This window comes from Propioniciclava sp. MC1595 (genome assembly GCF_017569205.1).
Classification (GTDB): domain Bacteria; phylum Actinomycetota; class Actinomycetes; order Propionibacteriales; family Propionibacteriaceae; genus Propioniciclava.
The window spans coordinates 1,901,068-1,918,443 of the sequence record NZ_CP071870.1 but is presented as its reverse complement, the minus strand read 5'-3'; the positions used below and the strand labels follow the sequence as shown (position 1 = coordinate 1,918,443).

The window sequence follows — 17,376 nt, the reverse complement described above, 5'->3', positions numbered from 1 at the left end:
GCAACCATGACCCTGACTGCTGAGAACCCCACCACGACCGGTGTCGGCCGCGTTGCGCGTGTCATCGGCCCGGTGGTGGACGTCGAGTTCCCCGCCGACCAGATGCCCGACATCATGAACGCGGTGAAGATCAAGATCGACGCCGGCGAGCTCTCCCGTGAGATCACGGCCGAGGTCGCGCTGCACGTCGGCGACAACATCGTCCGCGCCATCTCCCTGAAGCCCACCGACGGCATGCGCCGCGGGACCGAGGTCGTCGACACCGGCGCCCCGATCTCCGTGCCCGTGGGTGACGTCACGAAGGGCCGCGTCTGGAACGTGACCGGTGACTGCCTCAACGAGGACATCTCCGGCGTCGAGATCAACGAGCGCTGGCCGATCCACCGCCCGGCCCCGAAGTTCGAGGACCTCGAGCCCAAGACCGAGATGCTGGAGACCGGCATCAAGGTGCTCGACCTGCTGACCCCGTACGTCAAGGGTGGCAAGATCGGCCTGTTCGGCGGCGCTGGCGTCGGCAAGACCGTCCTCATCCAGGAGATGATCTTCCGCATCGCCCACAACTTCGGTGGCACCTCGGTGTTCGCCGGCGTGGGGGAGCGCACCCGTGAGGGCAACGACCTGATCCACGAGATGATCGAGGCCGGCGTCATGAAGGACACCGCCCTGGTCTTCGGCCAGATGGACGAGCCGCCGGGCACCCGCCTCCGCGTCGCCCTGTCGGCCCTGACGATGGCGGAGTACTTCCGCGACGTGCAGAACCAGGACGTGCTGCTCTTCATCGACAACATCTTCCGGTTCACCCAGGCTGGCTCCGAGGTCTCGACCCTGCTGGGTCGCATGCCCTCCGCCGTGGGTTACCAGCCCAACCTGGCCGACGAGATGGGTCAGCTGCAGGAGCGCATCACCTCGACGCGTGGTCACTCCATCACCTCGATGCAGGCCATCTACGTGCCCGCCGACGACTACACCGACCCGGCCCCGGCCACGACGTTCGCCCACCTGGACGCCACGACCGAGCTGTCGCGTGACATCGCCTCGCGTGGTCTGTACCCGGCCGTGGACCCGCTGACCTCGACGAGCCGCATCCTCGACCCGCAGTACGTGGGCCAGGACCACTACGACACGGCGACCCGCGTGAAGCAGATCCTCCAGCGCAACAAGGAGCTGCAGGACATCATCGCGATCCTCGGTGTCGACGAGCTGTCCGAGGAGGACAAGATCGTCGTCGGCCGCGCCCGTCGCATCCAGCAGTTCCTGAGCCAGAACACCTACATGGCCACCAAGTTCACCCAGATCGAGGGTTCGACCGTTCCGCTGGCCGACACCATCGAGTCGTTCAAGATGATCTGCAACGGCGAGGTCGACCACATCGCCGAGCAGGCCTTCTTCAACGTCGGTGGCATGGACATGGTCATGGAGAACTGGGACCGCATCCAGAAGGAGGGCTGAGGCATGGCGTTCGACTCCACCCCGTTGCGGGTCGAGGTCGTCAGCGCCGAAGGCCTCATCTGGGAAGGCGACGCTGTGCAGGTGATCGCCCGCACGACCGAGGGCGACATCGGCATCATGGCGAACCACGAGCCCTTCCTGGGCATCCTGGTCCCCGGCGCCGCCGAGGTGTTCACCACCGAGGGCAAGCGTGAGGTCGTGGCCGTCGACGGCGGGTTCATGTCGGTGTCCGACAACCGTGTGTCGCTGCTGAACGGTTACGCACGCATGGCTCGCGAGATCTCGCTGCCCGAGGCCGAGAGCGAGCTGGCCAAGGCCCAGCTCGCCCTCGAGGAGGGTGACGTGAGCACCGAGACGATGCAGCACTACCATCGAGCCAGTGCGCAGGTGCGAGCCGCCCAGAAGGCGGCCGGCCGCAACTGACGAAGCGGGGGTGAGCAGTGCCCGACTGGTGGAGTTGGACCGCGATGGCGGTCGGTCTGCTGGCCGCGGTGCTGCTCATCCCCGTTGTCTGGCTCATCGTCCGGCGGCGCTGGCTCGCCGGGCGCGGACGGGTCTTCGAGTGCTCCCTGCGGCGCAGCGGCACCACGTCCTCCGGCTGGACCCTCGGGGTCGCCCGCTTCCGGGACGAGGACCTCGAGTGGTACCGGGTGTTCAGCCTCTCGTTGCGCCCGAAGGTGGTCTTCCACCGGCACGAGACCAGGGTCCTGCGCGTGCGCACCCCTGAGCCCGGCGAGGCGGCCGAGCTCTACGACGGCCACGTCGTGACCGAGCTGGGCGGCGCCCACGAGGGCACGATGCTGGCGATGGACCGCCAGGACCTGACCGCCTTCTCCTCCTGGACCGAGGCGGGACGCCCAGGCGGCCCCTAGCCCTGGGCCCTCTCGATCTTCTCCCGCTGCCGACGCGCGCGCTCGCCGAGCGGCTCGCGGTCCTTGCCCGGGATCCACAGCACGTCGCCCACGCCCTCGTTGGCGGCCCGCCCGAGGATGAACAACAGGTCGCTCAGCCGGTTGAGGTAGGTGAGCGCCAGGACGTTGACGCCGCCGGGCTCCTCTCCGTCGGTGGCCTCCAGACCGTAGGCGTCGGCCGCGGCCCAGCCCGCGCGCTCGGCGCGACGGACCACGGTCCGGGCGAGGTGCAGGTACGCGGCCCCCGGCGTCCCCCCGGGCAGGATGAACGAGACCAGGTCGGGCAGGGGCTCGGAGAACTCGTCGCACCAGGCCTCGAGCCGGTCGATGCTGCCCTGCGTGATGCGCAGGGGCTCCCACTTCGGCTCGGTGACCAGCGGGTTGGACAGGTCCGCCCCGACGTCGAACAGCTCGTTGCTGACCTCGCGCAGCACGCCCACGACCGCATCGGGCAGCCCGCCCAGCGTGACGGCCAGCCCCACGGCCGCGTTCGCCTCGTCCACGTGCCCGTACGCCTCGACGCGCAGGTCGGTCTTCCGCGCCGTCGACATGTCGGAGAGGCGGGTCGTCCCGGCGTCGCCGGTGCGGGTGTAGATGCGCGTCAAGTTGACCATGGCACCCACCCTAATGTGAGGTGGGACCGTGATCCTCCGCCGCCTCGCCGCCGCCTCCGCCGTCCTCGTCCTGCTCGCCACCGCCGGGTGCGCGACGACCCCGCCGCAGGGGCTGAACCAGACCCGGCAGACGCCCAGGGCGCCCGGCGAGGGCCCCGAAACGGTCACCTGCACCTACCGGCCGGGCGGCACGCCCGCGAAGCCGGTCGACCCGCCGAACGGCACCGACGTCCCCGCCAAGGGCACCGCCACGGTGACCATCGACCTCGGCGACGCGAAGGTCGTCGCCACGCTCGACCGCGAGGCCGCCCCCTGCACGGTGAACTCCTTCGAGAGCCTCGCCGCGCAGGGCTACTACGACGGCTCCGAGTGCCACCGGCTGTCCACCACCGGCATCTTCATCCTGCAGTGCGGCGACCCGACGGGTACCGGCCGGGGCGGCCCCGGCTACACCTACGACGACGAGCTGGGCCAGACCCGGACGTACCCCGCGGGCACCCTCGCGATGGCGAACGCCGGCCCCAACACCAACGGCTCGCAGTTCTTCTTCGTCTTCGAGGACACGCCGCTCCCGCCCAACTACACGGTGTTCGGCCACCTCGACGAGGCCAGCAACCAGGTCATCGCCGACCGGGCGTTCCAGGGCCACGACGCCCAGTACCCCGACGGCACCGGCAAGCCCAACCTGCCGACCGTGATCCGGTCGGTGGTCAGCGGCTGATCACGCGCTGAGCTGGGGCCGCAGGCTGGCCAGGAACATCCCGACCGACTGGGCGACCGCCTCGGGCTGGTCGGCGTGCAGCCAGTGCCCGGCGTTCTTGATGGTCACCAGCCGGGCGCGCGGGAACAGCTCCTTCATGACCGGGACGTGCTCCTCCGTCACGTACCCGGAGTCGGCCCCGCGCAGCCACAGCACGGGCCCGTCGTAGGTGCCCCGGACGCCGGCGGGCCAGCCGCTGATCAACGGCAGCGACTCGGCCAGCAGGTCCAGGTTGGCGCGCCAGCCCCAGCCCTGCGGCGTCCGGTACAGGTTCTGCAGCAGGAACGAACGCACTCCGGCGTCGCGCACGGACGGGGCGAGCAGGTCGTCCGCGTCCTGCCGGCTGCCCACGCGGTCGAGGGGGAGGTCCTTCAGGGCGCCGATGAGGCGGTGGAAGCCGTAGCCGTGCGAGGAGTCGTCGGGCGCGATGTCGGCCACCACGAGGCCCCGGACGAGGTCGGGGTGCCGCAGCGCCAGCGCCATCGCGGTCTTCCCGCCCATCGAGTGCCCGAGCACGGTGACCGGGGTACCGTGGCCGAGCCGGTCGCGCAGGTCGGCGGCCACGGCGTCCGCCATCGAGGCGTAGCCGAAGCCCTCGGTCCAGGGGCTGCGGCCGTGGTTGGGCAGGTCGTACAGCAGGCCGGGGTCGGACGCCGAGACGGCCTTGGCGACCGTGGCCAGGTTCTTGCCCTGGCCCAGCAGTCCATGCAGGTAGGCGACCCGCGGCGTCCCTCGACCGATGGTGGTGGTGTGCAGCTCCACGGCTCAGCCCCTTCGGCTCCAGCAGGCGGTGTGCCAGTGCCGCCGGTCCTCGACGGCCGAGGACGCCCCGACGTGCGGCGTCCGGGGCCAGGCGACGACGTGCGCGGCACCGGCCGGGATGACACGGTGGCAGGAGGGGCAGGTGTACTCCTTCTCGGAGCGCCCACCCACCACCGACTGGACGACCCACGTGCCGTCGCGCTTGGTCTCGGCCCGCGACAGGGACGTCGACAGCGGCCGCGCGGGGCGCAGGTGCTTGCTGGGACGTCGGGCCATGGGGCCGATCGTACCGGGTAGGCTTCCCCGGGTGCGTCTCATGATTGCCCGCTGCCAGGTCGACTACGCCGGCCGCCTATCGGCGCACCTGCCGATGGCGACGCGGCTGATCCTGCTCAAGGCCGACGGCTCGATCTCGATCCACGCCGACGACCGCGCCTACAAGCCGCTGAACTGGATGAACCCGCCCTGCTCGATCACGATGCGGGACGCCGACCCGGCCGACCCCGACCAGGCCGGCCTGGCGCAGCGCTGGGAGGTCGCGAACAAGGACGGTGACAAGCTGGTCGTCTCGATCGCCGAGGTGCTGCACGACAGCTCCCACGAGCTGGGCGTCGACCCGGGTCTGGTCAAGGACGGCGTGGAGGCGCACCTGCAGGCGCTGCTGGCCGACAACCCCGCCACGTTCGGCGAGGGCTGGACGCTGGTCCGGCGCGAGCACATGACCGCGATCGGCCCGGTCGACATCCTGTTCCGCGACGCCGACGGCGCGCACGTGGCCGTCGAGGTGAAGCGGCGCGGCGAGATCGACGGGGTGGAGCAGCTGTCGCGCTACCTGGAGCTGCTCAACGCCGACCCGCACCTGCGGCCGGTGCAGGGTGTCTTCGCCGCGCAGCAGATCAAGCCGCAGGCGCGCGTGGTCGCGGCGGCGCGGGGGATCAACTGCGTGACGGTCGACTACGACGCGCTGCGCGGGATCGACGACGCCGAGGACCGCCTGTTCTAGCCCTCAGGCGCGGTCGAGCGCCGGGACGATGACCTCGCGGTAGACCAGCAGCAGCGAGGCCACGGTGGGGATCGCCAGGAGCGCCCCGGCGATGCCGAACAGCACGCCGCCGCTGATGGCGGCCAGCACGATCAGGGGGCCGGGGACGTTGACGGACTTCTGGAAGATCCGCGGCTGGAGCAGGTAGGCGTCCACCTGCTGGTAGACGATGAAGAACACCAGCGTGATGATGCCGGTGGTGGTGTCGTTGGAGAACGCGACCAGGCTCACGATGAGCATGGAGATCGTGGGGCCGACCAGGGGGATGAAGGCGAACATCGCCACGACGACCGCCAGGGCCAGCGACAGCGAGCCGAGCCCCACGGCGTTGAGGAGGACGAAGGCCGACCCGGTCGCGAGCAGGACCACGGTGAACAGGCCCGACATGTAGCCCCCGATCCGGCGGAACATCTCGCCGGCCAGGTACTTCACCCGCGGGCGGCGCGAGGCCGGGGCGAGCTGGTAGATGGTCTCCTTGATCGAGGGCAGCGAGGCGAGGAACCACAGGGTCAGCACCAGCGTCACGACGACGCTGAACACGACGTTGGCGATCGCCGCGCCGGCGCCGAGGATGCCGCCGAAGAGCCCCTCGACCCAGGCCCCGGAGGTGAACATCTGGCTCACCCGGTTGATCACGTCGTACTGGCGGTCGAACTCGGCGACCTGGGGGTTCTCGCGGAGGCCCTGGAGGTACCCGGGCGTATTCTGGATCAGGATGTTGACCTGGTCGGTCAGCAGCGGCAGCACGGCCCAGGCGCCCAGCCCGATGAGGACCACCAGGGACAGCGCGACGATGGCCACGGCCAGGCCGCGGGGTGCGCCGGCGCGGTGGAGGGCCTCGACCAGCGGGTTGAGGCCGAGGGCCAGGAACAGGGACAGGACGCCGAGGATCAGCACGCCCTGCAGGGCCACGACGGCGCCCAGCAGCCCGAACGCCACCAACCCGCCCAGCGTGATCAGGAAGCCGATCTGGAAGGGCGAGCGGTAGAGCAGGCTCGTGGGGCCCGCGGGGATCGCCATCGCCGCGAGCTCACGCTCGGGGTCGGCGGGGGTGAGTTGGCTGGTGCGACGCAGCCTGCGCCACCACTTGCGGGGCGGGGCGGCCGTGGTGACGGCCTCGGGCGGGACCTGGGCAGGGGCCGGGGCGGGCGCGGCCGACGACGGGGACTCGGGCGCGGACTCCTCGCGCGGGTCCTCCTGCGGGTCGGGCAGGGTGGACGGGGTCACTGACCGTCCTGGTCCTCGGGGGTCTCGTCGACGGCCTCGTCGCCGCCCACCTCGGGCTCGGCGACCAGGGCGGCCGGGATCGGGCCGGTGGCCTCGTCCTCGGGGAACTCGCTGGCCGTCTCGGTGGCCAGGCTCGACAGCTGGGCCAGCTGCGTGAGCAGCGCCTGCTTGCGCTGGCGCAGGAGGCGGTTGTCCTGCTTGAGGCGGTCGTTGCGGGCGGCCAGCTCAGCGTCGGTCTCGGTCAGCTTGTCCTCGGCGTCGGCGCGGGCCTGCGCGACGATCGCGGCGGCCTCGGAGATCGCGCCGGCCTTGATGTCCTCGGCCTCGGCCCACGCGGACTGGAGGCGACCGCGCAGGTCCTCCGACGCCTGGGTCAGGGCGGCGAGGAGCTCCTCCGAGCGCGTGCGCGCCTCGGCCGTCGCGGTCGTCATCTTCTCGGACACCGCGGCGTGCTCGGTGTGGAACGTCGCGAGGGCCTGCTCGTGTGCGGCCGCGGCGGCGGCGCGCGCCTCGGCGGCCTCGCGCTCTGCGGCCTCCTTGATCGCGGCGGCCTCGCGCCTGGCGCCCTCGACCAGGGCGTTCGCCTTCTGCTCGGCGTCGGCGAGCACGATCGAGTGGTGGGTGTCGGCGGCCTCGCGCAGGCCCTTGGCCTCGGTGCGGGCGGCGTCCAGCTCCTGGGTGGTCTGGCGCTCGAGGTCGGTGCGGAGCACCTTGATCGAGGCGATGCCCTCCTGCCGGGCGGCCTCGGCGGTCTGGGCGGCCTCGTTGCGGGTGCGCTCGGCCTCGACGCGCGCCTCCTCCAGCATCGACTCGGCCCGGGAGCGTGCCTTCTGCATGAGGTCGCCGGCCTGGGCCTCGGCGACCTTGAGCAGGTTGGCGGTGTGGGCGCCCAGCTTGCTGAAATCGGTGTCGTCGACGCGGAGGTTGGCCGCCGTCAGCTCGCGCTGCACCTCGCGCATCTGGTGCTTGGCCAGGGAGAGCTGGCGCTCGAGGTCGCGGATGTACTCGTCGACGGCCTTCTTGTCGTAACCGAGCATCGCGTTGGGGAAGCCGCGGACGGCGCTCGCGTTCTCGTCGAACAGGTCGAGTCCGTGGTGGTCTTGCTCGTGGGTCACCGCTGCGTCCTCTCGCGGGGTCATGCCGATCGGGTGATCCTGATGGTACCCCGCGCCCGTGACGGGTGGTGGGACGACGGGGCCCGCCCGACACGAAGTCGGGCGGGCCCTTCCGCTGGGGTTGTCGCAGTCAGTGGGCGGCGTCGGCGGCCGGCTCGACGAGCTCGAGCAGGACGCCGCCGGTGCTCTTGGGGTGCGCGAACTGGATGCGGGAGCCGCCGGTGCCGATCTTCGGCTCGTCGTACAGCAGGGTCACCCCACGCTCGCGCAGGGTCGCGCACACGGCGTCGATGTCCTTGACGCGGTAGGCCAGCTGCTGGATGCCACCGCGTCCGCCGTTCTTGGCGAGCCACTTGCCGATGGTCGACTGCTCGGACAGGGGGGCGAGCAGCTGGATCTGGGCGTTCTCGACGTGCTGGTCGCCAGTACCCAGCATCGCCTCCTCGACGCCCTGCTGCTCGTTGGTCTCGCGGTGGAGCACGCGCCAGCCGAAGACCTCGGTGTGGAGCTTGATGGCCTCGTCGAGGTTCGGAACCGCGAGGCCGACGTGGTCGATGCACACAAACAGATCGGTGTTGTCCATGGCCCCCATCCTCCCACTCCCGGCGGCGCGCCGCACAGCCGGGGACGCCCGCGTGCGGCAGACTGACCGGGTAACGCCGTCCGAACCAGACTTCCCCCTGGAGGCCGCCATGGGTAAATGGATCCGCACGATCCTGCTCGCCCTGCTCGTCATGTTCGCGATCTTCTACCTCTACACGCGCCCCGAGGCGGCGGCGGAGTTCGTGAAGTTCATCTTCGGGATCTTCGACTCGATCGGTCGGTTCTTCGACTCGCTCGCGCGAGGGTGACATGGCGCTCCTGTCGCGATTCCTGCGCCCCGAGGCGTCGCGCCGGATGCTGGTCGACGAGGGCGAGTTCATCGTCGACGAGGTCACGCGCCACTGGGTGACACGCGTGGTCCCCGTGCTCATCGTCATCGCCGGCATGGCGTGCTTCGCCGTCATGCCGCTGCTCGGCGCCGGCTGGTGGGTCGGCCTGCTGCTCGGCCTGGGGTTGGGCGGGTACGGCTTCTACCGGATCCACCTCGAGTTCATGGACCGCTTCGTCATCACGAACATGCGGGTGTTCCGCGTGCACGGCATCGTCGACCAGCACATGGCGACGATGCCGATCGCGCGCATCCTCGACATCTCGGTGCGCCAGACGTTCCTGGGCCAGCTCCTCGGCTACGGCCACTTCGTCTTCGAGTCGGCGGCGCAGGACCAGGGCCTGAAGCAGATCAACTTCGTGCCGCACATCGAGCGGCGCGACCTCACGATCCAGCGCGTCATCCAGCGCGCCGGCCTGCGCGCCCGGATGGAGCCCGTCGACGAGTTCGACGGCGTCTGACCACCCGGGCGCCGGACACTGGCCTCAGCCGAGGACGGCGTCCACGACCTCCTTGGCCTCCTTCTGCACCTGCGCGAGGTGCTCGGAGCCCTTGAAGGACTCGGCGTAGATCTTGTAGACGTCCTCCGTGCCCGACGGGCGCGCGGCGAACCACGCGTTCTCGGTCACGACCTTCAGCCCACCGATGGACGCCCCGTTGCCGGGGGCCTCGGTCATCTTCGCCACGATGGCCTCGCCGGCCAGCTCGGTGGCCGTCACGTCGGCGGGGGAGAGCTTGCCCAGCTTGGCCTTCTGCTCCCGGTTCGCCGGCGCGTCGATGCGCGCGTACGCGGTCTTGCCGAACTCGGCCTCGAGCTCGGCGTAGTGCTGGCTCGGGGTCTTGCCGGTGACGGCCAGGATCTCGGAGGCCAGCAGGTCGAGGATGATGCCGTCCTTGTCGGTCGTCCACGTCTTGCCGTCCAGCGTCAGGAACGACGCGCCCGCCGACTCCTCGCCGCCGAAGCCGATCGAGCCGTCGGAGAGGCCTGGCACGAACCACTTGAAGCCCACCGGCACCTCGACCAGCGTCTTGCCCAGCTTGCGAGCCACGTTGTCGATCATCGAGCTGGAGACCAGGGTCTTGCCGATGCCCGCGCCCGGGTCCCAGCCGTCGCGGTGGCTGAACAGGTACTGGATGGCCACCGCCAGGTAGTGGTTCGGGTTCATGAGTCCCGCGTCGGGGGTCACGATGCCGTGCCGGTCGGCGTCCGCGTCGTTGCCGGTCGACAGGTCGTAGGAGTCGCGGTTGTTGATCAGCGACGCCATCGCGTGCGGGCTGGAGCAGTCCATGCGGATCTTGCCGTCCCAGTCCAGGGTCATGAACGGCCACGCGGGGTCGACCACGCGGTTGACCACCGAGAGGCCGATGTCCAGCGTGTCGGCGATGTACTCCCAGTACTGCACGGCGGCGCCGCCCATGGGGTCGGCCCCGATGTTCAGCCCGGCGCCGCGGATGGCGTCCAGGTTGATGATGTTGGCCAGGTCCTCGCAGTAGGGCGTCCGGTAGTCGTGGCGGGTGATCTCGCCGGCGATCTGCTCGTAGGGCGTCCGCTTGATCGACGTCCAGTCCGCCATCAGCTCGTTGGCCCGCTTGGCGATCACCGAGGTGGCGTCGCTGTCGGCCGGGCCGCCGTGCGGCGGGTTGTACTTGAAGCCGCCGTCGGTCGGCGGGTTGTGCGACGGCGTGACCACGATGCCGTCGGCGCGGGGGCCGGAGTGGTCGCGGTTGAACACGATGATCGCGCGCGAGACGGCCGGGGTCGGGGTGTACTCGTCCTCACGCTCGGCGCGGACGTCCACGCCATGGGCGTGGAGGACCTCCAGCGCCGTCTTCCAGGCGGGGAGCGACAGGCCGTGGGTGTCCTTGCCGATGAACAGCGGGCCGGTGATGCCCTGGCCCGCGCGGTACTCGATGATCGCCTGCGTGGTCGCGGCGATGTGGGCCTCGTTGAAGGCGGTCCTGAGCGAGGAGCCGCGGTGACCGGACGTGCCGAACACGACCATCTGGTCGGGGTTGCCCGGGTCGGGGACCAGGTCGTAGTAGGCCGCGATGAGGGCGTCGATGTCGGTGAGGTCTTCTGGCAGTGCCAACTGCCCGGCGCGTGCGTGAACCATGTCACCATCTTGCCCCTTCGCGGACGCCGCGGGCACGGTTCGGTGCGATTGGGGCGCGGTGGAAGAATGGTCCCATGACTTCTGTGCCGTTCCGTGGTGGAGCCATCGACCTGTCCGCGCTCAAGCCCGCCCCGCCCGCCCCCGCGGGTGCCGTGTGGTGGGTGGAGGCCGATGACCGCTCCTTCGAGTCCCACCTCGCCCAGTCGATGCAGCACCCCCTCGTGGTCGAGTTCTGGTCGCCGCGCGCGCCGAACGCCGCCCAACTGTCGGCTGACCTCAAGAGCCTGGCCAACGAGGCCGCGGGTGCGTACCTGCTCGTGCGGGTGAACGTGGACGAGGCGCCCACCGTGGCGCAGGCCCTGCAGGTCACCGCCGTACCCATGGTCGTCGGCGTGGTCGCCGGACAACTCGCCCCGATGTTCCAGGGCACCACGGACAAGGCGCAGGCCAAGGCGGTCATCGACCAGCTGGTCATGCTGGCCCACCAGAACGGCCTGTCCGGCCGCGCGCAGCCGATCATCGCCGACCCCGAGGCCGCCGCCGGGCCGGACCCCCGCTTCGAGGCCGCCGACGCGGCCCTCGACCGCGGCGACTTCGCCGCGGCCGTGGAGGAGTTCGACAAGCTGCTGGCCGCCAACCCGGCCGACGCCGAGGCGTCCGCGGGCCGGGCGCAGGCGAGCCTCATGGTGCGGCTGGGCGGCGCGAACCCCGCCGACGTGCAGGCGAGAGCGGCCGCCGACCCGGCCGATGTGGACGCCCAGATGGCCATGGCCGACCTCGAGGTCGCCGGCGGCCAGCTGGAGCCGGCCTTCGCCCGCCTGGTCGAGGCCGTGCGGCTCAACGCCGGGCCCGCGCGCGACAAGGCGCGCACCCGCCTGCTGGAGCTGTTCGAGACCGTCGGCCACGCCGACCCCGCCGTGCTGACCGCCCGGCGGAACCTGACGACCGCGCTGTTCTGAGCTACCCGGTGTTGCGCAGGCCCGCCGCGACGCCGTTCACGGTGACGAGCAGGGCCCGTTGCAGGGTGGCGGGCACCTCGTCGCCCGCGGCGTCCAGCGCCCGGACGCGGCGCAGCAGCTCGACCTGCAGGTAGCTGATCGGGTCGAGGTACTGGTCGCGCACGGCCAGCGTGCGCTGCAGGCGCGGCTGACGGTCGAGCAGGGTGGCCTCGCCGGTGAGGCGGGTCACCTCCTCGACCGTGAGCTCGAACTCCGCACGGATGGTGTCGAAGACCTGCCGCAGCTCGGCCGGCACCAGCGAGTCGACGTAGTGCGCGGCCACCTCGAGGTCGGTCTTGGCCAGGGTCATCGACACGTTGGAGACGACCGCTGCGAAGAAGTGCCACTGGCCCAGCATCTCGGCCAGATCCTCGGCGTGCCCGGCCTCGCGGGCCGCGCGCAGGCCCGAACCCACCCCGTACCAGCCGGGGATGATCTGGCGGCTCTGCGTCCAGCCGAACACCCACGGGATCGCGCGCAGGCCCTCGATGCCGCCCCCCGAGTCGGGGCGCTTGCTCGGCCGGGAGCCGATCTTGAGCGCGCCCAGCTGGTCCACCGGGGTGCTGGCCACGAAGTAGGCGGGGAGGTCGGGGTCCGACACCAGCGCGGCGTAGGCGTCGAAGGCGGCGTCGGAGGCGAGCTGCAGCACGGCGTCCCAGCGGGCCAGCGCGTCCGCCGACTGGCGCGGGGCGGTGTGCAGGGCGGTGCTCTCGAGCACGGCGGCCAGCGCGAGGGCCAGGTTGTCGCGGGCCAGCGCCGGGAGTGCGTACTTGTCGGAGATGACCTCGCCCTGCTCGGTGAACTTGATCGTCCCGTCGAGCACGCCGTAGGGCTGGGCGAGGATCGCGTCGTAGGTCGGGCCGCCGCCGCGCCCGACCGAGCCGCCGCGGCCGTGGAACAGCCGCAGCTGGACGCCATGGCGGCGGGTCACGTCGCGCAGCTTCCGCTGGGTCTGGTGGATCTCCCACTGCGAGGTGAGCACACCCGCCTGCTTGTTGGAGTCGGAGTAGCCCAGCATGACCTCGAGCCGGTCGCCGCGCAGCTCGACCAGCCGGCGGAACGACGGGTCGGACAGCAGCCCGTCGATGAGCTCGGCGGAGGCGCGCAGCTCCACGACGGTCTCCAGCAGGGCCACGAAACCGATGTCGGCGTGGGCGCCCGCTCCGTCGACCCCGCCGTGGAGGTCGACCAGCCCGGCCTCGCGGGCCAGGATCGTCGCGGCGAGGATGTCGTCGACGCCCTGGGTCATCGACACGATGTAGGTCTCGATGACCTCGGCGCCGTAGCGCTGCTGGGCCTCACGGATGGCGCCGAACACCCCGAACGTCCGCGCGGCGCGACCCGTCAGCGGCGGGTTGGGCCCGGTCAGGGGACGCCGCGCGGCCAGCTCGGTGGACAGCACCCGGCGGCGCTGCTCGCGGCTCAGGTCGGCGTAGGGGACCGCCACCTCGCCGACGTGGTCGATGATCGCGCCGACCGCCTCGTGGTGGGCCTCGGCGTGCTCGCGCACGTCGAGGGTGGCCAGGTGCAGCCCGGTCGCCGCGACCGCCTGCACCGCGGCGCGCACGCGCCCGTGGGCGGCCAGGTGGCCATGGTGGGCCTCCAGCGACGCGGCGACCAGCGCGAGGTCGGCGAGCAGCTCGCCGCCGTCGGCGTAGTCGCGGCCCGGCTCGTGCGCCGCGCCCGACCGGGTGCGCGCGCGGGTGTTGAGCAGCTTCGCGCGCACGCAGGTGAGCTTGAGCCGGTAGGGCTCCTCGGCGTTGATCTCGAGCACGCGCTTGTCGAGGCCGGGCAGGTTGGCGAGGTCCTCGCGTAGGGAGGCGGCCAGTTCGTCGCTGACCGGGGCCAGGCGTGTCGACACCGACAGGTCGGTGGTCAGCCCGTCGACCACGGCGAGCGCGTGGCTGATCGCGTGCTCGTGCTGGAGCTGCAGCACCTCGCGGGTCACCGCCGGGGTGACGAAGGGGTTGCCGTCGCGGTCGCCGCCGATCCACGAACCGAAGCGCACGGGCGTGCCGGCGGCGTCCAGCTCGACGCCGTGGTCGCCGCACAGCGCGGCGAGGTCGTCGAGCACCGCGGGGAGCGCGTCGGAGGTCAGCGCGTCGAGGTGGTACAGCGCGTTGCGGGCCTCGTCGACCGGCGTGGGGGAGGCCAGGCGCAGCTCGTCGGTCTGCCAGAGCAGGTCGACGGTCTCGGCCAGGAGCCGGTCCTGGCGGCGGCGGCTGGTCGAGCCCTCGGCGGACGGGGCCGCGAGCACATCGGCGACCTCCTGGAGCTTGAGCAGCACCGACCGCCGGGACGCCTCGGTCGGGTGGGCGGTGAACACCGGGCGCAGGTCGGTCTCGCCGATGGTCTCGGCCAGGAGTTCCGGCCCGCCCTCGGCGACGATCGCGGCGACGGCCCGCTCGAGCCAGCCGCTGTCCGCTTCTGCGGCGTCGATGGACCGCACGCGGTGCACCTGCTCGGCGGTGTTGGCCAGCTGGAAGTAGGTGGCGAACGCGCGCACGAGCGCGGTGGCGTCGTCCAGGTCGAGGCCGGTCAGGGTGTCGCGGGCCGCGGCCGCGGCGTCCGGCGAGGACTCGGTGCGCGCCTGCTTGACCTGGACGCGCACCTGCTCGACCAGGTCGAGGAGGCGCTGGCCGCCCTGGCGGACGAGGCTCTCGCCCAGCAGCGTCGAGACGCGGCGGACGTCGGAGCGCAGTTCGGGGTCGATGGCGGACAGTGCGGGCTCGCGGTCGGTCACGGCGCGCATGCTACTCGACGGGCAGCCCGCCCTCGGTGTAGGTCGTCCGGGCGGACGCCAGCGCGGCCACCGCGGACCGGGCCCGGTCGGCGCCGAACGGGGTCATCACGGTGTCGAGGTCGGCCGGGTCCAGCCAATGGAGGGCCAGGATCTCGACCCCGTCGGGGACGAACCGGGCCTTGTCGGCCTCGGCCACCACCGGGGAGGCGAAGACCAGCTCGATCGCGTCCTCCCAGCCCTTGTAGGGGCGCAGCCAGTCGACGACCAGCACGTCGCCGACGCCGGGGGAGGCGCCCATCTCCTCGACCATCTCGCGCTCGCAGGCCAGCCGGGGCGACTCGCCGGGTTCCACGATGCCGCCGGGCAGCTCGAAGTCGGCCTTGAAGGAGGTCTCGCACAGCAGCACGCGGCCGGCCTCGTCGGTCACGAGGGCGTGCGCGATCAGCCGCTTGCGCGGGGTGACGGAGTTCATCACGTGCGTGAAGGCCTCGCGGCCGGCCGGCTCGCCCGCGAGGCGTCCGTACACCAGCTCGTCGACGAAGCGGTCGCCGGACGCCCGGGCCTGCCGCAGGCGCCCCTCCAGGCGGAAGCCGCGCCGGTGGAGGTCGCGGCGGGCGGGCCAGTCATCGGCCGCCACGCGCTCCTCCTGCCGGCGCGGCTCCTGCGTCGTCACCTACTCGGACGCCTCGACGTCGGCGGCGTCGACCGGCGCGGTCACGTCCACCTCGTCCTCGACGATCGCGCGGCGGGGCTCGGCGTCCTCGGCCGGCTCGTCGAGCCGGAAGAAGACCGCACCCAGCGGCGGAACCTGGACGGTCGCGCGGGCCGGGAAGCCGCCCCAGTCGCCCTCGTGGGCGTCCACGCCGCCGAAGTTGCCGATGCCGGAGCCGTCGTAGACGGTCGCGTCGGAGTTGAAGATCTCCGTCCAGCGGCCGGTCTCGGGCAGGCCGATCTCGTAGTCGTACCAGGGCTCGGAGCTGAAGTTGACCACGACCGCGATCTGCTGGCCCTCGCCGTCACGGCGCACCCACGAGTAGGCGTTGCGGCCCGCGTCGTCGGCGTTGATCCACTGGAACCCGGACGGGTCGTTGTCCAGCTTCCACAGGGCCGGGTGGGCCTTGTACAGCTCGTTGAGGTCCTTGATCATGCGCTGCAGGCCGTGGTGGCCCCACAGGTCGCTGACCCACCACTCGAGGCTGACGGCCTCGTTGAACTCCGACCGCTGGCCGAACTCCTGACCCATGAACAGCAGCTGCTTGCCCGGGAAGGACCACATGAAGGAGTAGAACGCGCGTAGGGTGGCGAACTGGCGCCACGCGTCCTGCGGGATCTTGTTGATCATCGACCCCTTGCCGTGCACGACCTCGTCGTGGCTGATCGGCAGGATGAAGTTCTCGGAGTACTGGTACACCATCGCGAACGTCATCTCGTGGTGGTGCCACTGGCGGTAGATCGGCTCGAGCGCCAGGTAGCGCAGCGAGTCGTTCATCCAGCCCATGTTCCACTTGAAGCCGAAGCCCAGGCCGCCGAGGTTGGTCGGCTGGGTGACGCCGCCGAACGAGGTCGACTCCTCGGCGATCATCGTCACGCCGGGCACCCGCTCGTACAGGTGGCGGTTCACGTAACGCAGGAAGTCGATGGCCTCGAGGTTGTGGTTGCCGCCGAACTCGTTCGGCACCCACTGCCCCGGCTCGCGGCTGTAGTCGAGGTAGAGCATCGAGGCGACGGCGTCGATGCGCAACGCGTCGAAGTGGAACTCCTGCACCCAGTACAGGGCGTTGGAAACCAGGAAACTCTTCACCTCGTTGCGGCCGTAGTTGAAGATGTAGGTGCCCCAGTCGGTGTGCTCGCCCTGGCGCGGGTCGGCGTGCTCGTACAGGGCGGTGCCATCGAAGCGACCCAGGGCCCACTCGTCCTTGGGGAAGTGCCCCGGGACCCAGTCCAGGATGACGCCGATGCCGGCCTGGTGCAGGCGGTCGATCAGGTAGCGCAGCTCGTCGGGCTTGCCCAGGCGGCTCTGCGGCGCGAAGTAGTTGGTGACCTGGTAGCCCCAGCTCGGCTCGAACGGGTGCTCGGTGATCGGCATGAACTCGACATGGGTGTAGCCCTGCCAGGTCACGTACTCGACGAGTTCGTCGGCCAGCTCGAGGTAGGTCTTGCCCTTGCGCCAGCTGGCGAGGTGCACCTCGTAGATGCTCATGGGCTCGACCTGCATGTTCTTGGTCTTGCGGGCCTCCATCCACGCGTCGTCGCCCCAGCCCATCTGGGAGGTGTAGACGATCGAGCTGTTGGCGGGCGCCTGCTCGGCGAAGAACGCCATCGGGTCGACCTTCTCCCGCCACACGCCGTCGGCGCCGAGGATGTTGTACTTGTACAGCGTGCCGTCGCCGACGCCCTCGACGAACAGCGCCCAGACGCCCGACCCGGGGACCAGGTGCATGGCGTCGCCGGTCCACCAGTTGAAGTCTGCGTTGATGCGCACCTCTTGCGCGTTGGGCGCCCAGACCGCGAACCGGGTGCCGGTAACCTCACCACGCTCGTCGTCGTGGAGCGTCACGACGTGGGAGCCGAGCCGCCTCCAGACCTCGGTGTCGCCACCGTTGTGGAACCCCTCGAGATCCCATCCGGTCAATCCGCCGAACGGATCGTGTGCCATCGCCTCTCCTAACACTGGTCGGTCACTCCACCCTAGTGCTTCGCGCGGGGCCGG

18 protein-coding genes are annotated in these 17,376 nt (G+C 71.1%); 8 read left to right on the top strand and 10 right to left on the bottom strand.

Translation table 11 applies throughout. The annotated features are described in order from the left end of the window. Nucleotides 1-6: 6 nt before the first annotated feature. The 3 genes from atpD to J4N02_RS09100 are packed head-to-tail and all read left to right on the top strand — an operon-like array spanning nucleotide 7 to nucleotide 2,321. Nucleotides 7-1,449 (top strand): F0F1 ATP synthase subunit beta, encoded by a 1,443-nt coding sequence (atpD, locus tag J4N02_RS09110; protein WP_188333904.1) that lies wholly within the window; start codon nucleotides 7-9, stop codon nucleotides 1,447-1,449. A 3-nt stretch (nucleotides 1,450-1,452) separates the two neighbouring features. After that, a complete protein-coding gene (locus J4N02_RS09105) occupies nucleotides 1,453-1,872 on the top strand; it encodes a F0F1 ATP synthase subunit epsilon (RefSeq protein ID WP_182815198.1) in 420 nt (139 codons plus the stop codon). A 44-nt stretch (nucleotides 1,873-1,916) separates the two neighbouring features. Beyond that, on the top strand, nucleotides 1,917-2,321 hold the full coding sequence (locus tag J4N02_RS09100) for a DUF2550 domain-containing protein (protein ID WP_188333905.1): 405 nt from the start codon (nucleotides 1,917-1,919) through the stop codon (nucleotides 2,319-2,321). On the opposite strand, the gene J4N02_RS09095 is transcribed toward J4N02_RS09100, so the two are convergent. Continuing rightward, a complete protein-coding gene (locus tag J4N02_RS09095; protein WP_188333906.1) occupies nucleotides 2,318-2,974 on the bottom strand; it encodes a cob(I)yrinic acid a,c-diamide adenosyltransferase in 657 nt (218 codons plus the stop codon). The genes J4N02_RS09100 and J4N02_RS09095 overlap by 4 nt on opposite strands. Before the next feature lie 28 nt (nucleotides 2,975-3,002). Here J4N02_RS09095 and J4N02_RS17190 point away from each other — a divergent pair, with 28 nt between their 5' ends. Then, entirely contained in the window at nucleotides 3,003-3,695 is a 693-nt protein-coding gene (locus J4N02_RS17190) for a peptidylprolyl isomerase (protein ID WP_188333907.1), read from the top strand. Here the strand turns inward: J4N02_RS17190 and J4N02_RS09085 are convergent, their stop codons facing one another. Together J4N02_RS09085 and J4N02_RS09080 are read right to left on the bottom strand one after the other, a co-directional pair. Then, nucleotides 3,696-4,496, bottom strand: a complete 801-nt coding sequence (locus tag J4N02_RS09085) for an alpha/beta fold hydrolase (protein ID WP_188333908.1) — start codon at nucleotides 4,494-4,496, stop codon at nucleotides 3,696-3,698. A gap of 3 nt (nucleotides 4,497-4,499) precedes the next feature. Continuing rightward, nucleotides 4,500-4,772, bottom strand: coding sequence for a hypothetical protein (locus J4N02_RS09080; RefSeq protein ID WP_182815188.1), 273 nt, complete (start codon nucleotides 4,770-4,772; stop codon nucleotides 4,500-4,502). Between the two features lie 31 nt (nucleotides 4,773-4,803). Between J4N02_RS09080 and nucS the strand changes: the two genes are divergently transcribed. Continuing rightward, the gene (gene nucS / locus J4N02_RS09075) at nucleotides 4,804-5,499 is read left to right on the top strand and encodes an endonuclease NucS (protein WP_182815186.1); all 696 of its coding nucleotides are present in this window, start codon (nucleotides 4,804-4,806) and stop codon (nucleotides 5,497-5,499) included. Between the two features lie 3 nt (nucleotides 5,500-5,502). On the opposite strand, the gene J4N02_RS09070 is transcribed toward nucS, so the two are convergent. The 3 genes from J4N02_RS09070 to mce all read right to left on the bottom strand — a co-directional run bounded on the left by J4N02_RS09070 (nucleotide 5,503) and on the right by mce (nucleotide 8,472). Further along, entirely contained in the window at nucleotides 5,503-6,765 is a 1,263-nt protein-coding gene (locus J4N02_RS09070) for an AI-2E family transporter (RefSeq protein WP_188333909.1), read from the bottom strand. Continuing rightward, entirely contained in the window at nucleotides 6,762-7,880 is a 1,119-nt protein-coding gene (locus tag J4N02_RS09065) for a DivIVA domain-containing protein (RefSeq protein ID WP_188333910.1), read from the bottom strand. The genes J4N02_RS09070 and J4N02_RS09065 overlap by 4 nt, the downstream gene beginning before the upstream one ends. 130 nt (nucleotides 7,881-8,010) lie before the next feature. Further along, a complete protein-coding gene (gene mce / locus J4N02_RS09060) occupies nucleotides 8,011-8,472 on the bottom strand; it encodes a methylmalonyl-CoA epimerase (RefSeq protein WP_188333911.1) in 462 nt (153 codons plus the stop codon). A 100-nt stretch (nucleotides 8,473-8,572) separates the two neighbouring features. Here mce and J4N02_RS09055 point away from each other — a divergent pair, with 100 nt between their 5' ends. Both J4N02_RS09055 and J4N02_RS09050 read left to right on the top strand, forming a co-directional pair. After that, nucleotides 8,573-8,731, top strand: a complete 159-nt coding sequence (locus J4N02_RS09055; RefSeq protein WP_188333912.1) for a hypothetical protein — start codon at nucleotides 8,573-8,575, stop codon at nucleotides 8,729-8,731. Between the two features lies 1 nt (nucleotide 8,732). Further along, entirely contained in the window at nucleotides 8,733-9,272 is a 540-nt protein-coding gene (locus J4N02_RS09050) for a PH domain-containing protein (protein WP_182815179.1), read from the top strand. 24 nt (nucleotides 9,273-9,296) lie between these two features. On the opposite strand, the gene pgm is transcribed toward J4N02_RS09050, so the two are convergent. Further along, the gene (pgm, locus tag J4N02_RS09045; protein ID WP_188333913.1) at nucleotides 9,297-10,925 is read right to left on the bottom strand and encodes a phosphoglucomutase (alpha-D-glucose-1,6-bisphosphate-dependent); all 1,629 of its coding nucleotides are present in this window, start codon (nucleotides 10,923-10,925) and stop codon (nucleotides 9,297-9,299) included. A gap of 74 nt (nucleotides 10,926-10,999) precedes the next feature. On the opposite strand from pgm, the gene J4N02_RS09040 reads away from it, so the two are divergent. Beyond that, on the top strand, nucleotides 11,000-11,884 hold the full coding sequence (locus J4N02_RS09040; protein WP_188333914.1) for a tetratricopeptide repeat protein: 885 nt from the start codon (nucleotides 11,000-11,002) through the stop codon (nucleotides 11,882-11,884). A gap of 1 nt (nucleotide 11,885) precedes the next feature. Here J4N02_RS09040 and ppc read toward each other — a convergent pair whose 3' ends face one another. The 3 genes from ppc to glgB are packed head-to-tail and all read right to left on the bottom strand — an operon-like array spanning nucleotide 11,886 to nucleotide 17,322. Continuing rightward, complete coding sequence (ppc, locus tag J4N02_RS09035; RefSeq protein ID WP_243760764.1) at nucleotides 11,886-14,666, bottom strand: phosphoenolpyruvate carboxylase; 2,781 nt, start codon at nucleotides 14,664-14,666, stop codon at nucleotides 11,886-11,888. A 10-nt stretch (nucleotides 14,667-14,676) separates the two neighbouring features. Continuing rightward, nucleotides 14,677-15,339 (bottom strand): NUDIX domain-containing protein, encoded by a 663-nt coding sequence (locus J4N02_RS09030; protein ID WP_182815172.1) that lies wholly within the window; start codon nucleotides 15,337-15,339, stop codon nucleotides 14,677-14,679. After that, nucleotides 15,340-17,322: a 1,4-alpha-glucan branching protein GlgB gene (glgB, locus tag J4N02_RS09025; RefSeq protein WP_188333916.1), complete on the bottom strand. Its 1,983-nt coding sequence runs from the start codon at nucleotides 17,320-17,322 to the stop codon at nucleotides 15,340-15,342. Nucleotides 17,323-17,376 lie beyond the last annotated feature (54 nt).